Source organism: Arsukibacterium sp. UBA3155 (assembly GCA_002364615.1).
Taxonomy (GTDB): Bacteria; Pseudomonadota; Gammaproteobacteria; order Enterobacterales; family Alteromonadaceae; genus Alishewanella.
Window position 1 is genome coordinate 142,489 of the sequence record DEYP01000002.1, and the last position, 21,997, is coordinate 164,485.

Consider the following 21,997-nt stretch of genomic DNA (forward strand, 5'->3'; position numbering starts at 1 on the left):
GATGCTGCAGAATTCATACGGCTATGGGCAGTCTTTCACATTAAAAAGGTTTAAATTAACCTGCAAACCAAGTAATGTAATGCCTTTGATACTGGGTAAACAGAAACCGCAAACCGATGTCTAGCGAAAAGAACAGTCAATACGACTTGCTGCTACAGCAAGCTCAGGCGATCATTGCCGATGAAACCGATGTTATTGCCAATATGGCCAATTTAAGTGCGTTGTTATACAACAGTCTGCCTGATTTAAACTGGGCTGGTTTTTATATAATGCGTGGCGATGAACTCGTGCTTGGGCCTTTTCAGGGACAGGTCGCTTGTGTCCGGATCCCGGTAGGAAAAGGGGTTTGTGGCACGGCCGTAGCTACCGGCGAAGTACAGTTGGTTGAAGACGTCCACCAGTTTGCCGGCCATATCGCCTGTGACGCCGCCAGTAATTCAGAGATTGTGCTGCCTGTGCGGTTTCAACAGAATATTGTTGCGGTACTGGATATTGATAGTCCAACGCTGGCGCGTTTTGATAGTGATGATCAACAGCATTTGGTGTCGTTGGTCAAATTGCTTGAACAACGGTTAACTGAACCACTATGAAAGACGCACTGACAGTTCAGGACTATTTATTGAACGAGTCTGAAGTGGGTGACTGGGACGGCGAAGAGGAACTGGTAACCGATAAGATTAACAGTATTATTCATGCTGTGTGGGACGCTTTACCCGATGATCTTGCCACTGAGCAAATAGAACAGATAATGCCACAACTCTGGCAGCAATTAGGAACTGATACCCTATTGCTGGATGTTGATGAGCATGAACTGACCGGGTGGGCTTTAGTTTATATGCGACAACAAATTGAATTGGGCATTGATGATGCTGACACTGCAAATGCAGAAGATGCTGACGTAAATGCAGATGATGATGAAGAGTAAATTTTAATGACAACCTCCACTGAAGCGTTAAATACAGACCAGAATACTGCGCCAGCGCAAGAAGCGTCAGCCAACGAGAACGAAGTCAGAAAACTGGCGAATGTAAAAGAAGTCCTGGCATATCTGGCCCAGCAATTTCCTTTATGCTTTAGTGTTAAGGGGCAGGTAAAGCCACTTAAAATCGGTATTTTTCAAGATCTTGCGGCTAAACTTGAGCAGGATAGCCTGGTAAGCAAAACGCAATTAAGGCAAGCGCTGCGGGTATATACGTCCAGCTGGCGCTATCTGGAAGCAATCCAGACTGGTGTTGCCCGCGTAGATTTGGAAGGTGAAGCAGGTGAGCTGATTGACCAGCAGCAAGCAGATCATGCCCTGAGTACGCTTACTGAGAGCAAAAATAAAGCGGCCGAATTACGTAAGGCGCGGCTTGCAGAGCAAAAAGCCAAGGCTAAACCCGCTAGTGATAAACCTGCTTACAAAAAAAAGCCGAACAAAACGACAAGTAATAGCTCTAACAGCACTAAGCTAAGCAGTAAAGCAGTGACTAAAGCTGCCAGTCCGGTAGTGAAAGAGGCTGTTTTAGAGTCTATAGCGGATGAGCAACTGAAAGTAGGTGCTGGTGTATTGGTTAAGTTAGGCCAGTCTCCAATGCTGGCAACCGTGCTTGAAGTGCATAAAGATGATGTAACGGTGCAGCTTTCGTCTGGAATGGTGGTCAAAACCCGTCGGGACAGTTTGTATCAGGCCTGATTAACGCAGAGTAGCTTATGAAGAAATTATCCATTTTAGCGGCAAGTTTAATGATGGCTCTGGCTGTTCAAGCCGAGCCAGGAAAATCTGAAGACAATCAGGTTCTGCCAGTAATGGCCCAGGCGTCACATCACGCAACAGCCAGTAAAAGGATAACCGCGCTGTTCACCCGAGGCCATTATGTCCCTGTGCAACTTGATGATGAATTATCAGGTCGCATTTTCGATATGTATTTAAAAAATTTAGATTATTACCGCAATGTTCTGTTACAAGCGGATGTTGATTCGTTTGCACATTTTCGTGACGAATTTGACGATGGCTTGAACAAAGGGAATTTAAATTTTGCGTTTGATATGTTTAATCATACGATGCAGCGTAGAGCTGAGCGGTTTGATTTCGCTATTGATTTACTTGCTAAAGAGTTCGATTTTAGTAAAGACGATAGCTATAAGTACGATAGAGAAGACGCGCAGTGGCCTGCAAACCAAGCTGAGCTGAATGAGATATGGCGCCAGCGGGTCAAGTTTGACGCCCTTAATTTAAAGTTGACCGGTAAAGCCGATGACGAAATCAGGGAGATCCTGAATAAACGCTATCGTAACAGCCAGAAGCGGTTAAGCCAGACCAATAGCGAAGATGTGTTTCAGCTAGTGATGAATTCGTTTGGGCGGGCCATTGAAGCGCATACATCCTACTTATCTCCACGCAATGCTGATCGATTCCAACAAGAGATGAATCTGTCGCTCGAAGGCATTGGTGCCGTGCTAAGAGCCGATGAAGATTACACGGTCATCCAGAGTCTGGTACCAGGTGGACCAGCAGATCAGACTCAGAAACTTAAGCCCAAAGACAGAATTATTGGTGTTGCACAGGACAGCAATGATTTTGTTGATGTTATAGGTTGGCGGCTGGATGATGTCGTTGATTTAATAAAAGGCCCGAAAGGAAGTACGGTAAGGTTGCAAGTGCTTGGTGGTAGCGATATCGCAGGCAATAAAGCCGACGTTATCACGATTGTCCGGGATAAAATCAGACTGGAAGATCGCGCTGCCAAAGCAGAGGTTTTAGATCCGAAGCTCAACGAGCTTGAGCAGAATATCGGTGTAATCAGCATCCCTGGCTTTTATAATAATCTGGCTGATGACGTTAAAAAATTATTGGTTGAATTAAAAGAAAAGCAAGTTGATGGCATTATCATCGATTTACGTGGCAATGGCGGTGGGTCGCTACAGGAAGCCACTTTGCTTACCGGTTTATTTATTGATAGCGGCCCGGTGGTTCAGATCCGCCAGGGCGACGGAAAAGTAACCGAGTCACCAGATACCGATGGCGTTAGTTATTATGATGGCCCGTTAACCGTTCTTGTCGACCGTTACAGCGCATCGGCGTCAGAAATTTTTGCTGCAGCGATGCAGGATTACGGCCGGGCAATTATCGTCGGTGAACAAACCTTTGGTAAGGGTACTGTGCAGCAACACCGTGGTTTAGGTCGTATTTACGACATGTTTGAAGAACCGTTGGGCAGTGTACAGTATACGATTGCCAAATTTTACCGGATTAATGGCGGCAGTACCCAACACCAGGGGGTAATACCAGATATTCATTTCCCTACCGCGATTGATCCCGCTGAATGGGGTGAGAGCAAAGAGCAGCATGCCTTGCCCTGGGATTCTATTAACCCGGCCAAATATGCCAGCGTTAATGATATTCAGGCCGTAGTGCCCGTATTGCTTGAGAAGCATCAGCAACGGATTAGCAAGGAAACTGAGTTTGGTTACATGTTGCAGGATATAAAAGATTATCAGCAGCGTCAGAATGACAAAACGGTATCGTTGAAAGAATCTGAACGGATAAGCGAGCGTGATAAAGAAAAAGCGGAACAACTTGCCAGGGTTAACGAGCGATTAGTCAGGTTTGAACTTGAGAAAGTTCAGTCTGTAGATGATGCGCCTGAGTTAATCAGTGAATTGGATCCCTTTCTTGAGGAAGCGGCAAATATCACGGCGGATTTATTAAGAGTTAGCCGTATGGCGAAAAAATAATAAAACAAGGCGAACATAACGATTTAAAAGCGGTATTTATTACCGCTTTTTGTTAGGCTCAGCCAAATATAAAAATAATTATAAAGGTTAATTTATGGCAACTAGGGGTGTTTTTTCATCACGGCTGGGATTTATTCTGGCTGCGTCGGGATCTGCAGTGGGCTTGGGAAATGTCTGGGGCTTTCCTTCTCAGGTCGCCAGCAATGGGGGTGCCGCCTTTGTTCTGATGTATTTAGTCCTGGCATTTGTGTTGGCGTATCCGGTATTAATGGCTGAGTTATTAATTGGCCGGGCAACCGAGTCCAATGTGGTGGATGCCCTCGGTTCTGTATCGAAAGGTCGTTCCGGTCGCGTTGTCGGAATGTGGGGTATTGCTACCGTTTCATTGATCTTAGCATTTTACGGTATTGTTGGCGGCTGGATGCTGTCCTACACACTGGAAGCATTAGCTAGCCTTGCGGGTTTAGAACAACTGGCACAGTGGCTGATCGCGTCTTCTTTGCCTCGAAATATTCTGTTCTGTGGCGTGTTTATGCTGTTAACGGTTGGCATCGTTAGCGGTGGCGTGGTCAACGGCATTGAGCGTTGGTCTGTGAGGTTAATGCCAACATTATTTGTGTTGATGTTGTTGCTGTTTGGGTATGTGATGACTCAGGACGGCGCTATGGATGGCTTAAAAGTGTATCTTCTGCCTGATTTTACCGAAGCACTTAATCCGGAATTATTAATAAGTGCAATGGGTCAGGCGTTTTTCTCCATGTCATTAGGTGTCGGCACCATGCTGATATATGGCTCCTATGTCAGCCATAAAGAAAACCTGCCAAAATTAGGTGCATCAGTGGCATTGGTTGATATTGGTGTGGCGGTGCTGGCTGGTTTACTGATTATTCCGGCAATGTACGTTGCTTTACACAATGGTGTTGAAATATTTGGGGCAAATGGCGAGCTACTGGCTGAAGATACCCTTATATTTACCGTTTTGCCGTCCTTGTTTACCACAATGGGCTCTGTAGGGTTAGTTGTAGCCTCTGCTTTTTTTCTGTTGATGTCGATAGCCGCCCTGACTTCTTCTATTTCAATGTTAGAAGTACCGGTTTCTTATGTTGTGGAGAACCGGAAAGTCGCGCGTAACAAAGCAGTCTGGCTTATTGCTGCCATTATTTTCTCGATTAGTGTACTTATTCTGGCGAACTTTGAATTGCTGTTTGGTTTTGTTATTGCATTGACGACCCAGTACAGCCAACCATTGCTTGGCTTAATGTTATGTATTTTTGCTGGCTGGATATGGAACAGAAATTCCATTTTAGCTGAGCTGAAGAAGGGCGATTCGCAGGCAGAACATAGCTGGTTCTGGCGGGTTTGGCCCTGGTACGTTAAATTCGTTTGTCCGGTAATCATAGTGCTGATGTTTTACCGGTCATTATAGGGCTTTGCCTCTTCCATCATAATAATATTGAAAGGCGCGGCAAGCGCCTTTACTAAAGTGGAGCAACAATAATGACTGAAAAACATCCTAGTTTTCTGGATGCAGCGCTGCCGGTTATCGTTCTGATTATATTACTTTCTGCGTCGGTGTATTTATTTGGCAACGATTCCTCGTATGGGCCAAACCAGATTGCACTATTTGTTGCCACTGCAGTAGCGGTAATCATTGGTTTAAAAAATGGGTATAAATGGCATACCATGGAAAGTGCCATGGTGTCAGGGATTTCGTTGTCATTGGGAGCGGTCCTTATTCTTCTATCAGTCGGAGCGCTGATTGGCACCTGGATGTTATCCGGTACTGTACCAACGTTGATTTACTACGGCTTACAGTTACTTAGTCCGAGTTGGTTTTACGCCGCCAGTTGTTTACTGTGTGGTATTGTGGCAATGAGCATTGGCAGTTCCTGGACCACTGCAGCGACCATAGGTGTTGCGCTAATTGGTGTAGCTTCGGGGTTAGGGTTGTCACCGGCTATTACCGCCGGTGCTATTGTTTCAGGGGCTTATTTTGGTGATAAACTTTCACCGCTGAGTGAAACGACTAACCTTGCGCCAGCAGTCGCCGGGGCTGAGCTTTTTCAACATATTCAGCATATGCTCTGGACTACTGTGCCAAGCTTTGTGCTGGCATTGATACTTTTTACCATTATTGGTTTTAGCAGTGACATCAGTGCCGATTTTGCCCGGATTGAACAAATTAGCGCGGTATTACAAGATCAGTTCGCTATTAGCCTGGTGTCTTTGGTACCGCTGCTGGTACTGTTAGCCATGGCGATTAAAAAAGTACCTGCATTTCCAACCGTATTTATCGGTGCCTTACTTGGCGCGGTATGGGCCGTATTTTTTCAGCAGGAATTACTGGCTCGTCTGATTGATGGTAACTTGCCGGCCACTGTGGGAGTTTTTAAACTGGTATGGCATACTTTTTATGCTGGTTTTGCTGTCGATACGGGTGATAGTAACCTGAACGAGTTACTCAGTGGCGGCGGCATGGCAAGCATGCTCAATACTATCTGGCTGGTATTTTGTGCGATGATGTTTGGTGCAACTATTGAGAAAATTGGTTTGCTGCGTAAATTTGTGCAGTCCATTCTCTATTTTGCCAGCAGTACCGGTTCGCTGATTACCAGTACGATAGCGACGTGTTTCGTGACCAACTTACTTACCGCCGACCAGTATATGTCGATAGTAATGCCTGGACGCATGTTTAAAGAAGAGTATAAGCGTCGTGGCCTGGCTCCGGTAAATTTATCACGTTCACTGGAAGACGGTGGCACCATAACCAGCCCGTTAATACCATGGAACACCTGTGGGGCCTATATGCATAGTGTGTTGGGTGTCAGCCCACTGGATTATGCCTTCTATGCGTTCTTTAACTTAATTAATCCATTGCTGTCTATAGTATATGCTTATCTGGGCATAAAGGTGCTGCGATTGTCGCCACCAGCCTCAATGCAGCCGGCAGAAACGTTAAAAAACTAGCACAATCTGAAGCCTGAAAATATTCAGGCTTTTTTAACTCAGAACCAGAGTGTTTTAATGGTCTCAAGGAGAAAGTATGAGTAGCAATTCAGACCGAAACAGCCGTCGTTTGGCCGATTATCGGCAACCCGATTTTCTGATCCCTGAAATTGAACTGACCTTTGAACTGGTTCCTGAGGCGACGCGGGTAACGGCGCTGATGAAAATTACCCAGCAGCGCGCTGGTGCTCCCCTGGTATTAGATGGTCAGCAGCTAAGCCTGAAATATATCGCGCTTGATAACGTTGAACTTGGTCCTGAGCGCTATCAGCTTACCGATGATCATCTGATTATCCCAAGTGTGCCAAAAACATTTACTCTGCAACTGATTACTGAGATAGCTCCGGCAGAAAATACGGCTCTGGAAGGTTTATATCTTGCCAACAATGTATTTTGTACCCAGTGTGAAGCTGAAGGGTTTCGCAGGATCATGTTTTATCCTGATCGACCTGACGTATTATCGGTCTATACCACCCATATTATTGCTGACCATAAACAGTACCCCTATCTGCTTGCCAATGGCAATAACATTGCGACTGAGCAACGTGCTGATGGCAGAACCCGTGTTAGCTGGCATGATCCCTTTGCCAAGCCCTGTTACTTATTTGCCTTAGTTGCCGGCAACTTCGATTGCCTGTCGGATCAATTTACGACAGCAAGCGGCCGTCAGGTAAGCCTGCAACTTTTTGTAGAACCAGGCCAGCAGGAAAAAGGTCATTTTGCGATGGCAGCGCTTAAACGCGCAATGCGCTGGGACGAAACACGTTACAATCTGGAATACGATCTGGATGTGTATATGGTTGTTGCCGTTGATTTTTTTAATATGGGCGCAATGGAAAATAAAGGTCTCAATGTTTTTAACAGTAAGTATGTGTTAGCCGATGACAGTACTGCCACAGACAAAGACTACTTTAATATTGAATCAATAATCGGTCATGAATATTTTCATAACTGGACGGGTAACAGGGTAACGTGTCGTGACTGGTTTCAGCTCAGCCTAAAAGAAGGGTTAACGGTATTCCGGGATCAGGAGTTCAGCGCAGATATGGGCTCTGCGACAGTCAATCGGATTGATGCGGTTAAACTTATCCGTACTGCGCAGTTTGCTGAGGATGCCGGGCCGATGGCACACCCAATAAGACCTGAGCAAGTACTTGAAATGAATAACTTTTATACCGTCACGGTATATGATAAAGGTGCTGAAGTTATCCGGATGCTGCAGACTCTGCTTGGCAAGCCAGGCTTCAACAGGGGGCTGGCGCTTTATTTGCAGCGCCACGATGGCCAGGCGGTGACCTGCGATGATTTTGTTGCAGCGATGCAAGACGCTAACAGTATAGATTTAACTCAGTTCAGGCTGTGGTACAGTCAGTCTGGCACGCCGGTAGTCACCCTGACTCAACAGTTTGATCCGCAAACGTCAACTTTGCATCTTGAAGTAAAACAGCAGCTTTCGGGAAATTCAGAACAAACAACCCAGCAAGCGTTGCTGATACCCTTGCAATTACAACTATTAAGCCGTGACGGCAGGGTGGATCAGCAACACCTTATTACACTGCGCCAGCAAACTGAACATTTCAGTTTTAACAATCTATCAGTCGAACCGGTTGTGGTATGGGAGAATTTTTCTGCGCCAGTGAAATTGCAACAAGACTATTCGTTGTCCCAGTTATTACTGATTGCTGAAAAGGCAAATAACGGGTTTGCCCGTTGGGATGCCATGCAGGTATTCTGGTCTGATTTTATCCGGCAACACTTAGCGCAACCCGCCACCCGGCTTGAATTGCCCGCTGAGTTGATAACACTACTCAGCCAGTGGTTACAGCATCCATTGCCCGATCAGGCACTCACCGCAGAGCTGCTAACCTTACCTGATTTTGATACCCTGGCCGAGCAGTATCAGCATATACCGGTGTCGGGCATCATCAGCAGCCTAAAGACGATTAAACTACAGCTGGCGAACCAGCTTGCCAAAGACTGGCGTCACTGTTATCAAGCCACTGAACATGCATCATATCGTTATACAGAGCAGGGAGCAGGTGGCAGGGCGCTGCGTAATTGTTGTTTAAGTTACCTTGCACTGCTTAGTGATGGCTCTGAACTGCTCAATCAGCACTATCAGAAATCAGACAACATGACGGATACGCTGGCCGCACTTGTTGCGGCGCAATATGCAGCGCTAGCGGGATTTAACGATATGGCAGAGAATTTTGCGTTAAAGTGGCAAGACAACGTATTGATTATGGATAAATACTTTTCGTTGCTTGCCAGTAATCCCAGAGAAGAGGTGTTTGATAGTTTAGAAAAATTAAGTCGCCATCCGCTTTTCAGTTGGAAAAATCCTAACCGGGTCAGGGCTTTGTATGGTGCTTTTAGTATGCGCAATCCTGAACAATTTCATCGTACTGACGGGCAGGGGTATCGTTGTCTGGCCGCAGTCGTCGCCAGAATGGACTCGATAAACCCGCAGGTGGCTGCCCGCCTGGTTACTCCCTTACTCGCCTGGAAACGCTTTAACGATCAACGACGTGACCATATGTTGGCCACACTTAAGCAATTAGCAACGCAGGAGAAATTAAGTAATGATCTCTATGAGAAAATTACTAAAAGCTTGTCATGAAACGGCTATTTGTGTTTAGTGCTTTTCTGGGCAGGGAAAAATGCCTACTCTATTATCAGGGCACACTGCGCTATGTGGTTGTAACCGCAGACAGTGGAGAGCGCATCCAGCTTGGTTTAAAGCATTTTCAGCCCTTTTTTTCAGAGTCGGGCCTGCGCGGTCGGTTCAGGTTGTCGTTGTCGCAAAGTGGCGCTTTTGAAAGGCTGGAAAAAATTAATTAGAGTTATTACTTTAAACGATAGATTAAAACGACGACTTGCAGTTTCATCTGGTTTGACCTTTAATTTCATTAGCTTATGATGTGGTGTTAACGTGCTTAAGACAATGATTAAACTGAAAGTGCGATTATCAGATCAGGCAGATGCTGCAATAAGTAAAAATTGAATAAAAATCAACAGATATACGCAAGGAGAAGCCTTGCTAACACCCTAAAATGATGTAATTATTTCCGTGATGCAAGCTGAGCTCCGAGCAGTTGGCTCAGCATAATAATTAAAAAGACATAAAACATACCTGCAGGGACAGGGGGGAGATCACAAGATGAATAGAAGGCCTGATACTTTTTATAAAAGTCCGTTAGCCTTGGGGGTTGCATCTGCATTACTGGCATTGTCCATTGTGCCTGCTCAAGCAGCAACCTTTAAAGTTGGCAATTTCGATGTCGTATTCGATTCAACGTTTTCATACGGTGGCAGTATTCGCACCGAAGAGCGGAATTGGGATACCATTTCTAAGGTAAATCACCCGCGCTTTGACTGGACAGGTTATGGCTATATTGTTGACGGTAGTGGCAACCCTAATTTTAACAGTGTCTATGCCAACTCTCAGATATGGGAACAACCTGGTTCCTACTCCAGTAATGGCGATGGCGGCAATCTGAACTTTGACCGTGGCGATATGTACAGCAGCTTGTTTAAAGGCGTACATGAGTTAGCTATCAGCGGTGACAATATTGGTTTATTTACCCGGTTTATGTATTTTTATGATTTTGCTGTCGCAGATCAGGATTTTGCTTATACCAACCCTTTAAGTGGTAATCGGGTCGATCCCTGTGCCGATAGTGGTTCCAGCGAATTGGCATGTAAAGATTTACGACTGTTAGATGCTTATGTATACGGTAATTTCAGTTTTAACGATGGCATGACCCCAGTGACAATTCGAGTGGGTAATCAGGTGTTAAGTTGGGGTGAAAGTACGCTTATCCAACACGGCATTAATATTACACCGATAGATGTCGGTATTGCCCGAGCGCCAGGCGCTGAATTAAAAGAAGCTTATATCCCTGTCGGCATGATTACCTTGTCTGTTGGTTTAACAGAAAACCTGTCTACTGAACTTTTTTATCAGTACGATTGGGAACAAAGCTACTTGCCAGTTCCGGGTAGCTACTTCTCTACCAATGACTTTGCCGGTCGGGGTGGTTATGCCCAGAACGTGCAGTTAGGTTTTGCGGGTAACCCGGATATCGATATGGATTTTCTGGTTGACCAAATGAATACATTGTCGATGTTTGCGCCGCAATTGTTGCAGGTTATTACTAACCCTGCCAGCACAGCTCAGCAGCGTGCTGACGCCGTAAACCTGGCAATTGCTTATCCGACAAAGGTAACACTGCGTCCGGAAGGCAGTGCTGGTGAAGTGAAACCTAAAAATGGTGGGCAATACGGTATTAAATTTGAGTATTATGCACCGGAGTTGAATGAAACCGAGTTTGCGCTGTACTACATGAATTACCATAGCCGGGTTCCTGTTATTTCAGGTATCGCATCTGATTTCAGAGTAGGTGCGGATCCTGAAAGTGGAGAATTCATAGGTGTACTTCAGTCGTTAAGTTTCCTGTCGCAAAATCAAGGTCAGATTACCAGTGAAAATATTGCCAGTATGGAAATGTTTTCGCAGGCGTTATTAGAATATCCTGAAGATATTAAGCTATATGGTTTTAGTTTTAATACAACGGTAGGCGGAACGTCAATTGCAGGCGAAATAGCCTATCGGCAGGATGAGCCATTGCAAATTGACGACGTTGAAATTTTATATGCGGGGATGCCTGAACAGCTAGCCAATGCCGGTTTGCGTACCGATTTGGCAGGTATATCTCAGATAGGCCGGGTGTTTGGCGAAAAAGTTGGCCCGGGTGATTTTGCCCAAGGGTACATCCTAAGTGATACCTTGCAGGCGCAAGCGACCTTTACGCATTTATTTGGCCCTATGCTGGGAGCTGATAACTTTAGTATGTTAGGTGAAATTGGTGGTATCACCATTAATGATATGCCAGCATATGATGAGTTACGTTTAAATGGTCCAGGCACGGATCGCAGCGGTGGTCCTCTGATTGGTGTAAATGGTCCATCTCAAGGCCTGCACACTGGTTTGTCTGATGGCCCTGAAACCAATCCATTTCCAACAAAATCTGCGTGGGGATATCGTATTCTGGCTAAAGCAGACTATAACAACGTCTTTGCTGGCGTTAATATGTCGCAACGGTTGGTGTTTTCACATGACGTGAATGGTATTACCCCTGATCCGTTATTCATGTTTGTTGAAGATAGAAAATCAGCAGCTTACGCGGTTAGTTTTGATTACCTGAGTAAGTGGTCAGCTGAGGTTTCTTACAATTTGTTCTGGGGTGGTAAGGGTACTACTAACAACGTAGCCGACCGTGATTTTGTATCTTTTAATATTAAATATTCTATTTAAGGGACGAGAGCCGATTATGAAAAAACTCACCCTATTATCTTCAGCGATTGCTCTGATTGTCAGCTGTAACGCCCTGGCAAAAATAACACCAGAACAAGCTGCCAGGTTGGGAAATGATTTAACGCCGCTGGGTGCTGAGAAAGCTGCAAATGCTGATGGCTCAATTCCAGCATGGACAGGTGGTATTAAAAGTGCGCCAGCAGGTTACACAGCTGGTGATCATCATATTAATCCATTTGCTTCAGATGAAGTGGTATTAACCATTGATAAATCTAATGTTGCAGACCATCGGCAGTTTTTAAGCCCGGGTATGATACAGCTGTTTGATATTTATCCTGATACCTTTAAGATGAATGTCTATCCAACTCGTCGTAGTGCATCATTTCCTCAATATTTTTATGATGCTACCCAAAAAATTGCTACTGAAGCTGAGTTAGTTCAAGGTGGTAATGGTTTGATTAACGCGGCAATAGGCATTCCATTTCCAATACCGCAAAATGGTTTGGAAGCGGTCTGGAACCATATTGTTCGTTATCGTGGTGTTGCTGCAAGCCGTAATGGTGGCCAGGCTGCGCCTACCTCTAACGGTGCCTATACGGTTATTGGCTTCGATGAACAAATCATGTTTAAGTATTCTCATCCGGACGCCACTGCAGACGCATTAGAAGCTGAAAACATCTTGTTCAGATTTAAGCAAAGCGTTACCTCGCCAGCGCGACTGGCAGGCACAGCGTTATTAGTGCATGAAACGATGGATCAGGTGGCAACACCTCGTCAGGCCTGGACTTATAATACCGGCCAACGTCGGGTTCGTCGTGCGCCAAACGTCGCCTACGATGCACCAGGTACTGCGTCAGATGGTTTACGGACCACTGATGACTTTGACATGTTCAACGGTTCACCTGACCGTTATAACTGGGAGCTGAAAGGCAAACAGGAAATGTATATTGCGTACAATGATTATAAGTTGCACAGCAAAGAAGCAAAATATGCTGACATTCTGATGGCCGGTCATATTAATCCTGATTATGTTCGTTGGGAAAAACACCGGGTTTGGGTGGTCGAAGCAACCCTGAAAGAGGGTACCCGGCATGTATATGGTAAGCGGGTATTTTATATCGATGAAGACAGCTGGCAAATTCATGTTGCGGACCTGTACGATAACCGTGGTGACATGTATCGGGTAGCGGTTGCGCATGGCTTGAACTATTATGAAGTACCAACCCATTGGAGTACGCTGGAAGTTTATCATGATCTTAACTCCCGTCGTTATATCGCCATTGGTCTGGACAACGAAGACAGAATGTATGACTTTTCAGTTCAACTTTCTGACAATGACTTCACGCCTGCAGCATTGCGCCGTGAGGGTACTCGTTAACTCACGATAGTAGTTAAACGGCTGGCATTAGCTGGCCGTTTTTTTTAGCTTTAATTTCTGTCGCAACAGTGGTGTTGGCAGTAATTAATTTATTTATGCATTGTAAAGAGTAAGTACGCTGCCTATGTTTAAGAAACTTTTTTTGGCTTGCAGTTGTGTTTTGTTAAGCAATACAGCGTTGCAGACGCGGGCCGATGTCAACTCTGTAGATGAAGCTAAGGCAGCATATATAATGCCGCTCGCCGCACAGTCATTATTGACCGATGTGCAAAAGGTTAGTGATAATTTTTATGTGGCAGTGGGTGAGCGTGGTCATATTTTATTGAGTAACGATGGCGCTCAGTGGCAACAGGTGCCGGTACCTACACAAAGCCTGCTGACTGCAGTTTTCTTTGTTGATGAGCAACACGGTTGGGCTGTGGGGCATGACGCCTTAATACTGGCGACCAGCGATGGCGGTGCCAGTTGGCAGCTACAGCAGTTTTTGCCTGATGATGATAAGCCTCTGCTGGACGTTTACTTCCGCGATGCCCAACATGGTATGGCGATAGGCGCTTATGGCTTATTTTTTGTTACCACCGACGGTGGTAAAAACTGGCAGCAGGAATTATTTGTCGAACTCGCAGCTGAGGAAGATAAAGAATACTTACTGGATTTACAGCAAACTGATCCCGAGATTTACCGTCAGGAACTGAGTTCAATTTTGCCCCATTTTAATCGACTATTTATCGATGGTAATACGTTATACATGGTTGGTGAATCAGGTTTTATCGCAAAAAGTTTAGATTTCGGATCCAGTTGGCAGCGAATGGAAGAGTTTTATAACGGTTCCTTATTTGATTTGCATCGGACGCCACAAATGGGGTTGCTAGCCGTTGGTTTACGCGGTCACGTTTTTCGAAGCGAAGACAACGGTCAGAATTGGCAACAAATTGAGATTAGTGAAGCGGCTACGTTGAATAGCGTGTTCAGTGATGCAAACGGCAATGTTTATCTGACAGGTAATGCAGGCACTTTATTACAAAGTGAAGATGACGGTGTCAGCTTTGCGGAACGCTCGCAAGACGATGGTAAAGCAATTTTAAATGGGGTGGCTCTGGATAACAGGATGTTATTGGTTACTGAGGTTGGCATTAAAGTATTAAATCTGGATAAGTCTGAATAATATGAGTGTAAATTCACTGGTTAATAAATTTGAATATGCGTTATTCCGGCACCGGGCGTTGGTGCTTGTAGTTTTTCTTCTGGTCACTATCGGTTTACTGGTAAAAGCGACAGACATTAAGCTGGATGCAGCGTTTACCAAAAATATCCCGCTAAAGCACGAATATATGCAGACTTATCTGGAGCATGCTGAAGATTTCGGCGGTGCTAACAATATTCTTATTGCGGTGTGCGATGCCAGTGGCGACATTTTTAACCCAACCTTTTTTGAAACATTTCGCCAGGTTCATGATGACGTCTTGTATACGCCGGGCGTAAACCGGGTATTGGTCAAGTCGTTGTTCAGTCCCAGCACGCGTTTTATTGAAGTGGTTGAGGATGGTTTTGCCGGTGGACCAGTTATTCCTGCCGATTTTGTTGCCGACAAGCGTGGCCTTGCCAGGGTGAAATCTAACGTTGAAAAAGCAGGCATTGTCGGCCGTATGGTCGCGGATGATTACAGTTGTGCCATGATAACTGCCCAACTGCTTGAAATTGACTCTGACACCGGAGAGGCGGTCGATACCCTCGAGTTTGCCACAACCTTAGAACAAAACATCAGGGCAAAGCATCAAAGTGAACAAATTAGTGTCCATATTATCGGCTTCGCCAAGATGGTTGGTGATGTCGCCGAAGGCGCCAAGGGTGTGGTGTTGTTTTTCCTGGTGGCGTTAGCGGTAACTGCGCTGATGGTGTTTTTCTTCTCTAAATCTATCATGCTGACCGTGTTGCCGATTGCCTGCTCGCTGATCGCTGTGGTGTGGCAAATGGGGCTGCTGACCATGCTTGGTTTTGGCATTGACCCAATGTCTATTCTGGTACCGTTTTTGGTGTTTGCTATCGGTGTCAGTCACGGTGTGCAAATGATTAACTCTACCGGCAAACGTGTTGCTGCGGGTATGGATGCGAAAACGGCGGCAGAATCCAGTTTTAGAAAGTTACTGGTACCAGGGGGCGTGGCCTTGTTATCGGATACTGTGGGTTTTTTAACTTTATTAATCATAGAAATTGGCGTGATTCGTGAACTCGCTATTACCGCCAGCCTTGGTGTTGCTGTCATCATTCTGACCAACCTGATTTTGCTTCCGGTGTTAATGTCTTTTGTTAAATTCAGCGCAGCGTACAAGGCCAGAGTTGCTTCGCCTTCAGCCAAGGCAGATAAATTTTGGTATGCGTTATCAGCATTTGCCACCAAACGATTTGCTTATGCCATTATCGCGGTAACCGCCGTGTTGTTCGCCGTTGGATACTGGCAGAGTCAGCAGCTTAAGATTGGCGATTTGCATGAAGGGGCACCGTCACTACACGAAGACTCCCGTTATAACGTCGATACAAAACTTATAACGGATCGTTTTGCTATCTCTGTTGATTACATCAATATTATGGTTGAGACCATTCCTAGTGCCTGTACTGAGCACGATATTATGGATCGGATAGATCAATTTCAATGGTTGATGGAGAACGTTCAGGGTGTGCAATCGGTAATATCGTTGGCATCGGTGTCTAAAAGCATTAATGCCGCGTATAACGAAGGCAATCAGAAATGGCGGGTTTTACCGCGCAATCCTCAGTCGCTGGTGCAAGCGACCTCCCGGGTTGAAACCAGTACCGGGTTGCTTAATGCCGATTGTTCCGTTATGCCAGTGATGGTGTTTCTGGAAGATCACAAAGCAGAAACGATTGAGCGAGTGGTGTTAGCCGCGAAAAAATACGGCGTGGAACTGGGTGATGCTCAAACCCGGTTTATGCTGGCTTCAGGCCCAGCGGGGGTAATGGCTGCGACCAACGAAGCGGTGTCAGCGGCTCAGCAACCCATGATGTGGTACGTGTACGGCGCTGTGATCATGCTATGTTTACTCAGCTTCCGTTCACTGCGGGCCACTATTGCGGTTGTAGTGCCGCTATATGTGGTGTCAGTGCTGGCGACTGCACTAATGACCAAGTTGCAGATTGGATTAACGGTATCCACCTTACCGGTTATTGCGCTGGGTGTCGGTATAGGCGTTGATTATGGTATTTATATCTTATCCAGCATGAGTCAGCTGTTGCGCGACGGCATGCCATTACGGCAGGCCTATTTTGAAGCCCTGAAAGAGCGGGGCAGTGCCGTGTTGTTTACGGGTATAACGTTGGCCGTTGGGGTCAGTACCTGGGTATTTTCAGCGTTGAAGTTCCAGGTAGATATGGGGATCCTGCTTACCTTTATGTTTATTGTAAACATGTTAGGTGCCATTGTGGTATTGCCAGCCTTAGCTGCGGTATTCTGGCGAAATAATCGTTAACGGCAAAAATTATTTTTTGCATGTTTAAACAAGAAAATGGCCGAAAGGCCATTTTCTATTTAAGTGAACTGAATAAGTTGTCAAAAGCCTTAAAAACCACTGGTTTAACCAGCATAAAAGCCGGAAATAGTGCTTCAAAAGCGCTACAATAGTCACTACACTGCGCAGCAGACAAGACCTTGTATGTTAGGTAGAACCAGCTGGTAAAGCTGTGCTCTGAAAAAGGATACAATAATGGCACTGATAGACGGTCATCCCTCTGTACTACTACAAAATGTAAGCAAACTGATAACTCAAAAAGTAAAAGATCAGCCTAAGCTGGTGGAGAAGTTTGCTTATACCCTCTATGGCAACATGTCGAATGAAGATTTAGTGGGGCGCAATGACAGTGATCTGTATGGCGCGGCATTAAGTTTATGGCAAACTTTTAATCAGCATGCTGAAGCTGAAGCCCGGATCCGGGTGTACAATCCTGAGATATCCCGCCATGGCTGGGAGTCTAAGCACACTATCGTAGAAATTGTCGTACAGGATATGCCATTTCTAGTCGACTCAGTGCGTATGGCATTAAGCCGCCATAACATTGCAGCCCATTTATTATTGCATTATCCGTTACAAACACAACGCGATAAAGCCGGACATATTACTGATTTTTTCAAGTTAGGCAGTAGCCATAGCTCCAGTACTCAGCAAACCGTATTTCATATTGAAATCGATCGGATATCAGATGATTCAACTATCCAGGCATTAAAGAGTGAATTGCACTCGGTAATGGAAGATGTTTCTCTGGCAGTGCAGGACTGGCAGCCGACCCGGCAGAAGTTGCTGGACGTAATTAAAACCTTTGCAAAAAACAGTGGTAAAGCTGCTGCTGACGAAATTAAAGAAACAACGGATTTTCTTAACTGGCTGGTTAAAGATAACTTTACCTTACTTGGTTACCGCGAATATAAAATGACGCCGGTAAAAGGTGATTATAAAATTGCCGGCATCGATGCCAGCTCTTTGGGGTTGATGCGCCGCTCTGAATCCCGCGACCTTATGTTATCTGAGTTGCCTGATGCCGGTCGCAAGCAAGCGTTAAGCCCGACAATTTTGGTGCTCACTAAAACCAATAACAAATCCCGGGTTCACCGACCGGCTTATATCGATTACGTTGGGGTTAAACAGTTCGATAAAGACGGCAAGGTGGTAGGCGAGCATCGTTTTATCGGCTTGTATTCATCATCGTTATATAACAACAGCGCTGCAGATATTCCATTGCTTAAAAGTAAGCTGGCCCGGGTAATGGCCATGTCTGAGTTTGCTACCGGTACCCATGCTTATAAAGCACTGCTGAATATTCTGGAAACCTATCCACGTGATGAGTTGATCCAGGCGAGCGCCGACGAATTGCTTTATGTCGCGATGGGTGTGTTACAGATGCAAGAACGTGACATGACCCGCTTGTTTATGCGCAAAGATGCATTTGGCCGTTTTGTTACTGCGATGGTTTATGTGCCGCGCGAGCGATATAACACGCAGCTGCGAAAAGAAACTCAGGCCATTTTACAGCGGGCACTGGGCACCGACGAGCCGGTAGAATTTACTACCTATTTTTCAGAATCTGTTTTGGCCCGCACTCATTATCTGGTGCGGATCACGGATAGCCATGTCGAGTATAAAGTGAAAGATATTGAACGTAATCTGGTCGAAGCGGCCCGTACCTGGGAAGACAAATTAGAAACGGCATTAACTGGTGTGTATGGCGAGGCCCGTGGCAGGGAATTGGGACGTAAATATGTCAACAGTTTTCCAAGAGCCTATAAAGAAGAAATGCTACCAAGTGACGCACTGGTAGACATTGGCAAACTGGAAGCATTAAACGACGATAATAAGTTAGAAATGTTGTTTTACCGTCCGCAAGAAGAGAGTAAAGAAAGTAAAGCGGTACGGCTGAACCTGTTTCATAAAGATCACCCGATTCATTTGTCAGATGTGTTACCCATGCTGGAAAACTTCGGCTTGCGGGTTATTGGTGAGACACCTTATGCGGTCAAGTCTCCCGATGGTTCCGTTAGCTGGATTTTAAACTTTTCCATGCAGCTAAATGGTGAGGTTCCGCTGGACTTTGCCGACGCACAGCAAAGCTTTCAATTGTCTTTTGCTAAAGTATGGGCGGGGCAGCTGGAAGATGACGGTTTTAACCGCCTGATTTTAGGCGCAGGGTTAAGCGGGCGAGAGGCTTCTATCATCCGGGCTTTTGCTAAGTATAAGCGGCAGATTGGTGGTACTTTCAGTCAGAATTATGTTGAAAGTACCTTTACCCGTTATCCCGAATTGGCTGGCTTGTTGGTGCAGCTGTTTGATAAAAAGTTTTCACCCTCGTCTAAAGCGACGGCAAAGTCTATTGAAAAGTTAGAAGAGCAAATTAATACACAGTTGGAGGGGGTTGCCAACCTGGATGACGACCGGATTATCCGCCGCTTTGTGTACATGATTAACGCGACTTTACGTACCAATTACTATCAGCCTGCCGCTGACGGTACTGATAAACCTTATATCTCTTTTAAAATTAAACCTGATTTAATTCCTGATATTCCGTTACCGTTGCCAATGTATGAAATTTTCGTTTATTCACCGCGGGTGGAAGGGGTGCATTTACGGTTTGGTAAAGTGGCCCGCGGCGGGTTACGTTGGTCTGATCGTCGGGAAGATTTCCGGACCGAAGTTCTCGGCCTGGTTAAAGCACAACAAGTTAAGAATACGGTTATTGTTCCTTCTGGAGCTAAAGGTGGTTTTGTATGTAAAAAACTGCCTGAAACCGGTGGTCGAGATGCATTTATTGCAGAAGGTAAAGCGTGTTACCGGATCTTTATCCGGGCATTACTGGATATTACCGATAATATTGTAAAAGGCACAATAGTGCCGCCTGCGCATGTTACCCGCCTAGACGAAGATGACCCTTATCTGGTGGTAGCGGCGGACAAGGGCACGGCAACCTTTTCCGATATATCAAATGGTATTTCAGAAGAATATGGTTTTTGGCTGGGGGATGCATTTGCCTCAGGCGGTTCTAATGGTTATGACCATAAAAAAATGGGAATTACCGCCCGTGGCGGCTGGGAAGCCGTCAAGCGGCATTTCCGGGAAATGGGAATTAATTGTCAGACGACAGATTTTAGCTGTGTCGGTATTGGCGATATGGCAGGCGACGTATTTGGTAACGGTATGCTGTTATCTAAACACATTCGTTTGCAGGTTGCGTTTAATCATATGCACATTTTTATTGACCCGACTCCGGATCCAGCCAGCAGCTACGTTGAGCGTGAGCGCTTGTTTAATCTGCCAACTTCTACCTGGGACGATTACGACAAATCGCTGATTTCTGAGGGCGGTGGTGTATTTGCACGCAGCGCTAAATCTATAAAATTATCAGCGCAAATGAAAGAAATGCTGGGTACCACTAAAGCCAGCATGACGCCAAATGAACTGATCCGCGAATGTCTGATGATGCCGGTAGACTTGATTTGGAACGGTGGTATTGGTACCTACATTAAAGCGACGTCAGAAAGTCATGCCGAAGTGGGTGACCGTGGCTCTGAACCGTTACGGATAAATGGTAGAGAATTAAAAGCCAAAATATTCGGCGAAGGCGGCAACCTAGGCGCTACTCAGCGCGGTCGTATCGAATTTGCCGCTAACGGTGGGCGCATTAACACTGACTTTGTTGATAACGTTGGTGGCGTAACCTGCTCAGATAATGAAGTTAATATTAAGATTTTATTAAACGCGCTGGTACAAAGTGGCGATTTAACCCTGAAGCAGCGCAATAAATTACTTAATGAAATGACGGACGATGTTGCGGCATTAGTCTTAAAAGAATGCTATCGCCAAAATCAGAGCATTACCTTGTCGTCGCTACTGGGTTCAGAACAGATTAAAGAATACACCCGCTTTATTCATGCGTTGGAAAAAGATGGCAAGCTAAACCGCGAGCTGGAGTTTTTGCCCAGCGATGATGAGCTGGCAGAGCGCATGGTAAAAGGCATTGGTCTTACCCGGCCAGAGCTTGCGATATTAACCGCTTACGGCAAGATGGTATTGAAAGAGCGCTTAGTATTACCGGAAATTTATGAGAATAATTACTTTAAACGGCAGTTGTTCACGGCGTTTCCTGAGATATTACAAAAACAGTACGCTAAAGAGATGGAGAACCATCCGTTAAAAGCAGAAATTATCGCCACTAAATTAGCCAATATGCTGGTGAATGAAATGGGCCCTAATTTTGCTCAAAGAATGCTGGAAGAAACCGGTGCTACCATAGGTGAAGTTGCAATGTGCTACGCCATTGCCCGGGATCTATTCGACTTATCTAAATTCTGGAAGCAACTTGAGCTACTGGATAATGAAATTTCGGCAGCGTTACAAAACCAGTTGTTGTTCCAGCTGCGACGCACCATGCGCCGGGCGACCCGTTGGTTTATTCGGCATCGTAATAAAACGATGGATATTCAACAAACTGTTGATTTCTTTAAACCGGCTTATCAGGCGATATCAAACGAGCTGGCCAATTATCTGGCAGAAGCTGAACTTGCTCAGCTGCGTGCCAACGAGCAAGATTTGATAACGAAAGACATCCCGGCTGACATTGCGCGTTACTTAACCCAATTAAGCACGGTGTTCTCGGTGATGGATATTGCTCAGGTTAGTGATAATCAGGGAACCTCACTGGCTCTGGTGTCGGAGATTTACTTCAAGCTCGGCGACAAGCTTGATTTACACTGGTTCCTGGAGCAAATTACTCAGCAACCGGTGGCAAATCACTGGCAAGCACTGGCACGAGCATCGTACCGCGAAGAACTGGACTGGCAGCAGCGCTCATTAACGGCGGTAGTCGTTCGTAACTGCGGTAAATCATGTTCAGCAGATGATGTCATCGCCACGTGGTTGACGCAACATCACATTTTGGTTGAGCGCTGGCGCCTAATGCTGGCGGAGTTTAAAACAACCAAGAGCCATGAGTTTGCCAAGTTCTCAGTAGCGATGCGAGAACTGATGTTGTTAAGCCAATCAGTTTGATGCTGAAATAAGCGGACACAATGGTTACAATAC

At 45.6% G+C, this 21,997-nt stretch carries 13 protein-coding genes; all 13 read left to right on the forward strand.

Going from position 1 to position 21,997, the window contains the following annotated elements; genetic code table 11:
- Positions 1-116: 116 nt before the first annotated feature.
- The 13 genes from B2X65_RS00735 to B2X65_RS00795 all read left to right on the forward strand — a co-directional run bounded on the left by B2X65_RS00735 (position 117) and on the right by B2X65_RS00795 (position 21,964).
- Positions 117-590 carry a GAF domain-containing protein gene (locus B2X65_RS00735; protein WP_290609887.1) on the forward strand — a complete coding sequence of 158 codons (474 nt, stop codon included), beginning with the start codon at positions 117-119 and terminating at the stop codon, positions 588-590.
- The gene (locus tag B2X65_RS00740) at positions 587-925 is read left to right on the forward strand and encodes a hypothetical protein (protein WP_290609888.1); all 339 of its coding nucleotides are present in this window, start codon (positions 587-589) and stop codon (positions 923-925) included. The genes B2X65_RS00735 and B2X65_RS00740 overlap by 4 nt, the downstream gene beginning before the upstream one ends.
- 6 nt (positions 926-931) lie before the next feature.
- A complete protein-coding gene (gene proQ / locus B2X65_RS00745) occupies positions 932-1,675 on the forward strand; it encodes an RNA chaperone ProQ (RefSeq protein WP_290609889.1) in 744 nt (247 codons plus the stop codon).
- 17 nt (positions 1,676-1,692) lie between these two features.
- Positions 1,693-3,717, forward strand: coding sequence for a carboxy terminal-processing peptidase (gene prc / locus B2X65_RS00750; RefSeq protein WP_290609890.1), 2,025 nt, complete (start codon positions 1,693-1,695; stop codon positions 3,715-3,717).
- Positions 3,718-3,811: 94 nt separating this feature from the next.
- Complete coding sequence (locus B2X65_RS00755) at positions 3,812-5,143, forward strand: sodium-dependent transporter (RefSeq protein WP_290609891.1); 1,332 nt, start codon at positions 3,812-3,814, stop codon at positions 5,141-5,143.
- Positions 5,144-5,214: 71 nt separating this feature from the next.
- Positions 5,215-6,684 (forward strand): Na+/H+ antiporter NhaC, encoded by a 1,470-nt coding sequence (gene nhaC / locus B2X65_RS00760; RefSeq protein WP_290609892.1) that lies wholly within the window; start codon positions 5,215-5,217, stop codon positions 6,682-6,684.
- A 76-nt stretch (positions 6,685-6,760) separates the two neighbouring features.
- Positions 6,761-9,343: an aminopeptidase N gene (pepN, locus tag B2X65_RS00765; RefSeq protein WP_290609893.1), complete on the forward strand. Its 2,583-nt coding sequence runs from the start codon at positions 6,761-6,763 to the stop codon at positions 9,341-9,343.
- Positions 9,340-9,564, forward strand: coding sequence for a DUF2835 family protein (locus B2X65_RS00770; RefSeq protein ID WP_290609894.1), 225 nt, complete (start codon positions 9,340-9,342; stop codon positions 9,562-9,564). Before pepN ends, B2X65_RS00770 begins: the two co-directional genes overlap by 4 nt.
- Positions 9,565-9,883: 319 nt before the next feature.
- On the forward strand, positions 9,884-12,040 hold the full coding sequence (locus B2X65_RS00775) for a DUF1302 domain-containing protein (RefSeq protein WP_290609896.1): 2,157 nt from the start codon (positions 9,884-9,886) through the stop codon (positions 12,038-12,040).
- A 16-nt stretch (positions 12,041-12,056) separates the two neighbouring features.
- On the forward strand, positions 12,057-13,418 hold the full coding sequence (locus B2X65_RS00780; protein ID WP_290609897.1) for a DUF1329 domain-containing protein: 1,362 nt from the start codon (positions 12,057-12,059) through the stop codon (positions 13,416-13,418).
- A 232-nt stretch (positions 13,419-13,650) separates the two neighbouring features.
- On the forward strand, positions 13,651-14,583 hold the full coding sequence (locus B2X65_RS00785; RefSeq protein WP_290609898.1) for a WD40/YVTN/BNR-like repeat-containing protein: 933 nt from the start codon (positions 13,651-13,653) through the stop codon (positions 14,581-14,583).
- A 1-nt stretch (position 14,584) separates the two neighbouring features.
- A complete protein-coding gene (locus B2X65_RS00790; protein WP_290609899.1) occupies positions 14,585-16,903 on the forward strand; it encodes an efflux RND transporter permease subunit in 2,319 nt (772 codons plus the stop codon).
- A gap of 234 nt (positions 16,904-17,137) precedes the next feature.
- Positions 17,138-21,964 (forward strand): NAD-glutamate dehydrogenase, encoded by a 4,827-nt coding sequence (locus tag B2X65_RS00795; protein WP_290609900.1) that lies wholly within the window; start codon positions 17,138-17,140, stop codon positions 21,962-21,964.
- Positions 21,965-21,997: the final 33 nt, after the last annotated feature.

Excerpts from the sequence above, each read along its gene's own strand:
- prc (WP_290609890.1), top strand. The coding sequence starts at position 1,693 with ATGAAGAAATTATCCATTTTAGCGGCAAGTTTAATGATGGCTCTGGCT.
- B2X65_RS00735 (WP_290609887.1), top strand. The coding sequence starts at position 117 with ATGTCTAGCGAAAAGAACAGTCAATACGACTTGCTGCTACAGCAAGCT.
- B2X65_RS00775 (WP_290609896.1), top strand. The coding sequence starts at position 9,884 with ATGAATAGAAGGCCTGATACTTTTTATAAAAGTCCGTTAGCCTTGGGG.
- nhaC (WP_290609892.1), top strand. The coding sequence starts at position 5,215 with ATGACTGAAAAACATCCTAGTTTTCTGGATGCAGCGCTGCCGGTTATC.
- B2X65_RS00740 (WP_290609888.1), top strand. The coding sequence starts at position 587 with ATGAAAGACGCACTGACAGTTCAGGACTATTTATTGAACGAGTCTGAA.
- B2X65_RS00770 (WP_290609894.1), top strand. The coding sequence starts at position 9,340 with ATGAAACGGCTATTTGTGTTTAGTGCTTTTCTGGGCAGGGAAAAATGC.
- B2X65_RS00790 (WP_290609899.1), top strand. The coding sequence starts at position 14,585 with ATGAGTGTAAATTCACTGGTTAATAAATTTGAATATGCGTTATTCCGG.
- proQ (WP_290609889.1), top strand. The coding sequence starts at position 932 with ATGACAACCTCCACTGAAGCGTTAAATACAGACCAGAATACTGCGCCA.
- B2X65_RS00755 (WP_290609891.1), top strand. The coding sequence starts at position 3,812 with ATGGCAACTAGGGGTGTTTTTTCATCACGGCTGGGATTTATTCTGGCT.
- B2X65_RS00795 (WP_290609900.1), top strand. The coding sequence starts at position 17,138 with ATGGCACTGATAGACGGTCATCCCTCTGTACTACTACAAAATGTAAGC.
- B2X65_RS00785 (WP_290609898.1), top strand. The coding sequence starts at position 13,651 with ATGCCGCTCGCCGCACAGTCATTATTGACCGATGTGCAAAAGGTTAGT.
- pepN (WP_290609893.1), top strand. The coding sequence starts at position 6,761 with ATGAGTAGCAATTCAGACCGAAACAGCCGTCGTTTGGCCGATTATCGG.
- B2X65_RS00780 (WP_290609897.1), top strand. The coding sequence starts at position 12,057 with ATGAAAAAACTCACCCTATTATCTTCAGCGATTGCTCTGATTGTCAGC.